The following is a 6,000-nucleotide window of genomic DNA, read 5'->3' as shown; positions in this document are numbered from 1 at the left end:
GAGGGTGAGCAGTGCGATCGTGATCGGCAGGGACGTGTCTTGGAACCACTGCGTGGCCTTGTTGTCGAGCGACACCAGGAACCCGGAGCCGGTCCAGCTCGTCAGGAACTGCTTCATGATGTCGTCGTAGGCCGAAAACATCGTGTCCGCAGCCTGCTCGAAACCACTAGAGGCCGCGGCACCCACGGCGTCTCCGACCGCGGTCTTGGCCGCATCGCACCCGATTACAAGGTGACAGACCGTGTCACCGACGCCGTTAGCCATCTAGGCCTCCCCAGGCGGTGAAGTCCCCTTCGGAGGGGGTGAGCGGGTTGCCGGAGTAGAGCGCGCCGTTATCGAGGACGGTCATCTTCCAGTCGTCGTGGGTCCAGTTCATCGTCAGCGGGACCGCGAAGTACCCCGTAGAGCTCGACGGTTGCGTCAGGACGACGTCCACCACCGCGCGGCTCTTCGCGAACGACTCCACCGAGTACCCGGCGACGCTGATGCCCTGCGACCGCAGGTCCTCAGGTGCCGTCTGCGCCTTCACCGTGCTGTCGACGGCGTCCGCCTTGCCGGGTCCGTCCTCGATGTAGAAGTTCAAGAGCTCCTTCACGCTGTGGCCTGTGTCGTACTGCCCCAGGTAGGCCGTGGTTGCCGCGAGAGCAGCCCCGGACTCGGTGCGCGCGAAGCATGCGGGGAAGCCGTCGACCTTCTTGGTCGGACCGACCGCGCCCGATACCGGCCATGTGATGCCGCCACGGCCGGCGTGCCACCGGAGGTCGGAAGGCACCGCGGACGCGGCTGTACCCGTCGTCGGGACGTCGCACGTTCCAGTAGGTGCAGAGGTCGGTGCGTTGTTCGCTGCCGTGGGTGCAGCCGCTCCACCGTTCTTCACTGGGGCGAAGACGCCGAGGACAATGGCGAGCAGGACGACGATCACCACCAGGGCGAGGACGATGATCGCGCCCACTGCGGCGGGCTTGGAGTTCCAGCCGCGCTTGACGGTGTCGCCGATGCCATTGGTGCTGCGGTTGCGTTGTGCCATGACGGCCTCCCGGGGTTGGTGTCGGTTATGCGCCGGGGATCTGCTTGCAGTTCGCCGACACCGACCCGAGGAAGATCGAAGCCACCCCCGCGGCCGCGCCGATCAGGGCTGCACCGCCGATCCACCAGCCGAGGCCCTTGAGGGTCTCTCCGCCATCGTGGCGCTTGCCGGAGAAGAACATGCCGATGCCGAGGATGATGAGCGCGATGACCCCGAGCGCGATCGCGACGATGCGGGTCCAGAGCGTGGCGGTGTCGAGGGCGTCCTGCGCCTTCCCGGGCAGGCAGTACGCCTGCGCGACGACCATGCCTGCACGGCTACTGGCGTCGACGAGCTTGGGTGACTTCGCTACGACGGCGTAGATGGCGTTGCTGATCATTCGGCCTTCTCCTTGTTCGACTGCGCCCCCAGGAGCGCCTTGGTGACCCGCTGAACGGGACGGGCGAGCTGCCCGACCAACGCAGGGGAGATTTCTGCCACCGCCCGGAGACGGGGAAGCCACGGCACCGGTACGACCGATACGGCACCGGCCAGCACGCGCTGCTCGCGTACGGCGGCCGGGACGGGCTTGCCAGGTGCGTCAGCGACGACCAGAACGGCGTCGACAGCGTCAGTGCCGAGCGCGTGGACCGCGGCCTTGGCCACGTTGATCCCCGCGGGTGTCGATCGGCAGACGAGCACGACCGGCCCGGTGGGGTCATCGGTGAGCTGCGCTTCCGGGAGGTCGAGCAGGAGGGCCCACGTGCTCGCCCCCGAGCCGGCGTGCACGCCGACCAGCGACTGCCGCGACCGCGGCGGAGCCACCGGCTGCACGCCCGGGCCTGCCCAGGCCGCAGCGTCGTCGCCCTCGGCCACCGAGCTGCCATCGAGCCGAAGAACGACCCTCGTGACTCGTGGCCCGTCAGTGACGACGACGCGAACCGGTGCGGTCGCCTGGGCGATGCCCGCTGCGGTGTCGAGAACTGTTCGCCGGAGGTCCTCCCCCGGCGAGATTGTGAGGACGTGGCCGTTTACTGCCCACATCGGGCCGACCGCGTGTGTGACGGTCACCTGTGGGACGAGCTCGGTACCGCACTCGGTGCAGAACCGAGGGCCGAGCTGCTGGCTACCGCAAACCAGGCACGCGCGCGGAGCATCTAACGAGCCCTGGCTCGAACGCGACTCCAATGCTCCACTCATGTTCATGAGTGTTGCAGATTTGCAAGATCAGCGCAACGCTGTGGCCATGGTTCGGGTTACCGAGCATCCTCCGTGCCCGTGCGCCGCAGATTCGCAACGATCCAGTCATTGACGTGGGCGGCGAAGAGCTTGCGTGCAGCGTTCCACTCCATCGCGTGCGGGCTTGCCGGGAACTGTTCAAGAGCGACGCGGGCTGAGCTCGCGGCGAATGCTTCGGATGCGGCAAACGGCGTGGTCAGATCACCCTCCGAGTGGATGACCAAGGTGGGCACGGACACCGTCGGCAGTGTCTCCGTCAGGCGCAGCGTGACGGGCAGGCCCAGCACACGCGCACCAAGGCGTGACGACAACAGGGCGATGGCCGACGACGCGAGCCAGCGCGGTACGCGCTGCCGGGCCATCCCGTAGTGGATGGTGCGAGCCCAGCTCACGACGGGAGACACGAGCACCAGAGCGTCGATCGACGCGCCCTGCTGCCCCCGCGTCGTCTCCTCGAGTGCCACCGTCGCGCCCAGCGACCAGCCGACCACGACGATGCGAGCTGCATCCTGCGACTTGGCGTACGCGATTGCCGCATCGAGGTCTTGCCACTCTGCTTGCCCGAGTGCTGAGGGCTCCCGAGTCTCGCCGGCGGCCTCGCGGTCGCCTCGGTAGGAGATCACCAGCGACGTGTATCCCGCCCCGGCTACTGCTTGGACGCTCCGTAGGGCCGAGTCGCGGCCGGCGAGCATCCCATGCACGTGGATGACCCAAGTGGACGACTCGGCGCCGGTGCCGGCGTACAGCCACGCGGGCTGTGAGGCGTGGTCAGTGTGGATCTCGATGCTTGCCGGCGGGGTCATCGTGACGTTTGTCGGAGTGAACACGTTCCCCGCCGCTCGCCCGTCGGTACCCGCCTCCAGCGCTGCAGGCTCCGCGAGGTGACGCACAACAGTGCTGCCGTCGTCGTCGTCGACGGCGGACGTGAGCACGGCCAGCTTTGTCTCGTCGTCGTAGAGGAGCCCGAGGATCCCGCCGAAACGCGTCAGCGGGTTACTGGAGAGCTCCACGTCCCCGTTGGCGCTGACGCGGACGATCTTGGTGGGCCGGGCACGCTGCGGGAACACCACGGCGCGCGCGAGCAGGAGCACAGCGGCGCAGTAGGAAGCGGCGAGCACAACCACTGCGATGGCCACGATGATGAGCGCGAGCATCAGGGGGTGACCTCTCCGAGCTTGTTGGACAGCGTGTGTTCAACGACCGCGAACGTGATTCGTTCGACGGTGGAGAGCTCCTGCAGTCCGACCTTGACGCGGTCGCGGATGTTCGCCGCCGAGTCGAACGCAAGCTGACGGTTCGACCAGCGGCGCGCTGTCGCCAGGGCAACGCGGTTCGCTCGGTAGCTGGGGCCGTGGCCGCGGGCGTCAACGCTGACGGTCCAGCGGGCGGCAGCCCACCAGAACGCACGTGCGCCGAGGATCCAAATGAACCCGGCAACAGCGATGAAGATGCCCGAGAAGAAGGGCACCTCGGCCACATAGTAGTAGTGCTCTCGGAACGCCGCTGAGACTGGTCCGAAGTGTGCGACGAGGAGGTACAGCACCTCGACGACGTCGCTGACGAGCATCAGCGACAGTCCCGTCACCCAGAACATCGTCGGCATCGTGCGCCGCTCCGCCAGCATTCGGATGGTGAGCGCGCTGATGATCCCCATGACCGCCGTGTAGAGGGTCGCGAACAGCCACACTGCCGGCTGATCGAGGCGATCGAGCACGAACCGCGGGGAGGTATGTCCTGGGTCAGCGATGAGCAGGAACGGAGTCGTGAACCCGATGATGACGACGACGATCGACCACCACGGCAGCCGCCGGCGTTCGAAACCCCGCTCGGCCGCAACGGCGTTGTGGAACGACCACATCGCCGCAACGGCGGACGCATCGCGTATAAGCGTGAGGAGGTTCCGGTCGCCGAGGAGCCCGTCGAGGACTGCGGGAGGGGCCCCGATCACGCCGTAGGTCGCCAGGGACACCATGCCGAACACGGTCGCCCACCATGCGGGCTTCCGGTACGACCTCCGGGCGCGGAACGCGACAGCGACGATGAGGATCAGGAGACATGCGCTCTGGATCACCCGAAGTGCTCCTCTTCCGTCGTGTCGGCGTAGGCCGAGAGCCTGCGGGTGAACATGCGTGCCATCTCTTCGACGATCAGCTCTTCTCGCACCGACTCTGCGTCGTTCGACTCCGAGCTGTTCCGAGGGCAGAGGCGGAGGAATAGACGCGAGTCGGGCGCCGGCTGATGCGGCCGCGCGGTGCCCGGCGGGAACCAGTCATCGGGTGCGCTCCGCACGATCAGATGGCAGAGCTCATGCGTCCGACTCAGGAAGCTGTAGTAGTTGCTGTCGTCCGCCGGTACGAGGATCCCGGTGAACGTTTCCGCCTCGAACAGGATTCCAGTGGTTGCGCGGAGCGAGGCGTCCTTGATCTCGTCGAAGACGAGCCGCCGGCCGTAGAGCGCCGACACTGCGTTGCACAGGTCCTCGAACTCCGCCACGTCGGGCAGCGGCGTCCTCCAGACGAGCGCGGCGGCGATCGCCGCGACAGGCTCGTGAGTGGCCTGCCCCTGGCGGCGTTCTCGCATGATGTCTCCCGTCCAGCGCTCCCCCTTCGGAGAGCACTCACTTCCCTAGGATCGGGGACCCTCTTCATTGTCGATCAGCGCACGAATGGCGGACTCCACCGTGGCCATCTCCTCGGGTTCTAGTTCGTCGAGCGACCGCGCCGCGATCTTCGTCACTCCGAGCGAGCGCATCGAGCGAGCGAGGCCAAGCTGGGCGTCGATCCGCTGCGCTTCGTCTTCCGGCGTCTTTCCCAGGAGGTAGTCCGCCGGCACCTCGAGGAAGTCAGCCAGAGCGATCACCAACGAGTGCGATCCAGCACCGTCGACGAACGCACGCCACTCCCGAAGTGACAGCAAGTGGCCGGTCTTGCTCAGCGCCGACCGCGCCTTCGTGTACGCCGCGTCCAGGCTGTCCCAGAGCCCGGACGCCTCTAGCGCGAGCCGGGCGCGGTCAGAACGGACAATCTCGTCTGTGCCGTCGCCCAGGTCAAGCCCAGCGCGCTTTGCTGCACGGGCCACCAACTCGAGCGGGTCGTCCCCGATCGCTCGGCAGAGGTTGACCAACTCCACGACGGTTATCGGTCGCTTGCCGTTGAGGACGCGGTAGATGGTGTCGTGCGTGATCTCAGACCGCTCGGCCCACGCACGCACGTTCACGTGCGCGACGCCCTGCGCAGCGCGCAGCTCAGCTGCGAGCGCTCCGTGCAGAGCTTGTGCGGAAGATTCGCTCATTGGGTCCACTCAAAAACGCTAGCAGGCGACGGTTTGGTACGCTTCTTGCAAATATACAGCAGCGTTGCTAATTTGCAACCATGCCGACTGCTTCATGCCTTCAACCCACGAGAGCGATGGCGATGACGTTCACGAGGCCTACCGCAGCGGCGCCTTTCAGGATGATCCAGACCCAGCGACGAGAGGGACGCGCCGGAGAGGCGTCTGCGGGAGTGCGCGTCTGGGGCAACTCTTCTGCGAAGGTGGAACGTTCGGTCTGCACGACCATTAGCGTGCCGGTTCTCGGCTGGAACCCTGCCGAGAAGTTCGCAAACGGCGACACGCCGTCGCGGGAGTGCGATGTGCATGCATGTTCCAGCCAAGGTGTGGCTATGAGCGACTTTGGACGACGCGCCAGCCGAGCGCAGAACGCCCCGACGGTCCTTCTGCAGGGCCGCGTGCTTCCTGAGACCCGCCAGGCGTTC

7 protein-coding genes and 1 pseudogene are annotated in these 6,000 nt (G+C 66.8%); all 8 read right to left on the bottom strand.

Annotation, left to right across the window (positions count from 1 at the left end; all coding sequences use genetic code 11):
* Positions 1–264 (bottom strand): annotated as a pseudogene (locus BIU98_RS18920) (hypothetical protein); the annotation flags it as partial.
* Complete coding sequence (locus BIU98_RS08205; RefSeq protein ID WP_071274598.1) at positions 257–1,027, bottom strand: hypothetical protein; 771 nt, start codon at positions 1,025–1,027, stop codon at positions 257–259. The pseudogene BIU98_RS18920 and the gene BIU98_RS08205, both read right to left, overlap by 8 nt.
* A gap of 25 nt (positions 1,028–1,052) precedes the next feature.
* A complete protein-coding gene (locus BIU98_RS08200; RefSeq protein ID WP_071274595.1) occupies positions 1,053–1,406 on the bottom strand; it encodes a TrbC/VirB2 family protein in 354 nt (117 codons plus the stop codon).
* A complete protein-coding gene (locus BIU98_RS08195) occupies positions 1,403–2,077 on the bottom strand; it encodes a hypothetical protein (RefSeq protein WP_071274592.1) in 675 nt (224 codons plus the stop codon). Before BIU98_RS08195 ends, BIU98_RS08200 begins: the two co-directional genes overlap by 4 nt.
* Positions 2,078–2,262: 185 nt before the next feature.
* Entirely contained in the window at positions 2,263–3,399 is a 1,137-nt protein-coding gene (locus tag BIU98_RS08190) for a S9 family peptidase (protein ID WP_071274589.1), read from the bottom strand.
* Entirely contained in the window at positions 3,399–4,316 is a 918-nt protein-coding gene (locus BIU98_RS08185) for a hypothetical protein (protein ID WP_071274586.1), read from the bottom strand. The genes BIU98_RS08190 and BIU98_RS08185 overlap by 1 nt, the downstream gene beginning before the upstream one ends.
* Complete coding sequence (locus tag BIU98_RS08180) at positions 4,313–4,825, bottom strand: hypothetical protein (protein ID WP_071274583.1); 513 nt, start codon at positions 4,823–4,825, stop codon at positions 4,313–4,315. Before BIU98_RS08180 ends, BIU98_RS08185 begins: the two co-directional genes overlap by 4 nt.
* A 45-nt stretch (positions 4,826–4,870) precedes the next feature.
* A complete protein-coding gene (locus BIU98_RS08175) occupies positions 4,871–5,536 on the bottom strand; it encodes a hypothetical protein (protein ID WP_071274580.1) in 666 nt (221 codons plus the stop codon).
* Between the last annotated feature and the right edge of the window lie 464 nt (positions 5,537–6,000).

Source organism: Curtobacterium sp. MMLR14_010, assembly GCF_001865015.1.
Classification (GTDB): Bacteria; Actinomycetota; Actinomycetes; order Actinomycetales; family Microbacteriaceae; genus Curtobacterium.
This window is presented reverse-complemented; position numbering and strand designations above follow the sequence as displayed.

Excerpts from the sequence above, each read along its gene's own strand:
- BIU98_RS08205 (WP_071274598.1), bottom strand. The coding sequence starts at position 1,027 with ATGGCACAACGCAACCGCAGCACCAATGGCATCGGCGACACCGTCAAG.
- BIU98_RS08200 (WP_071274595.1), bottom strand. The coding sequence starts at position 1,406 with ATGATCAGCAACGCCATCTACGCCGTCGTAGCGAAGTCACCCAAGCTC.
- BIU98_RS08190 (WP_071274589.1), bottom strand. The coding sequence starts at position 3,399 with ATGCTCGCGCTCATCATCGTGGCCATCGCAGTGGTTGTGCTCGCCGCT.
- BIU98_RS08180 (WP_071274583.1), bottom strand. The coding sequence starts at position 4,825 with ATGCGAGAACGCCGCCAGGGGCAGGCCACTCACGAGCCTGTCGCGGCG.
- BIU98_RS08175 (WP_071274580.1), bottom strand. The coding sequence starts at position 5,536 with ATGAGCGAATCTTCCGCACAAGCTCTGCACGGAGCGCTCGCAGCTGAG.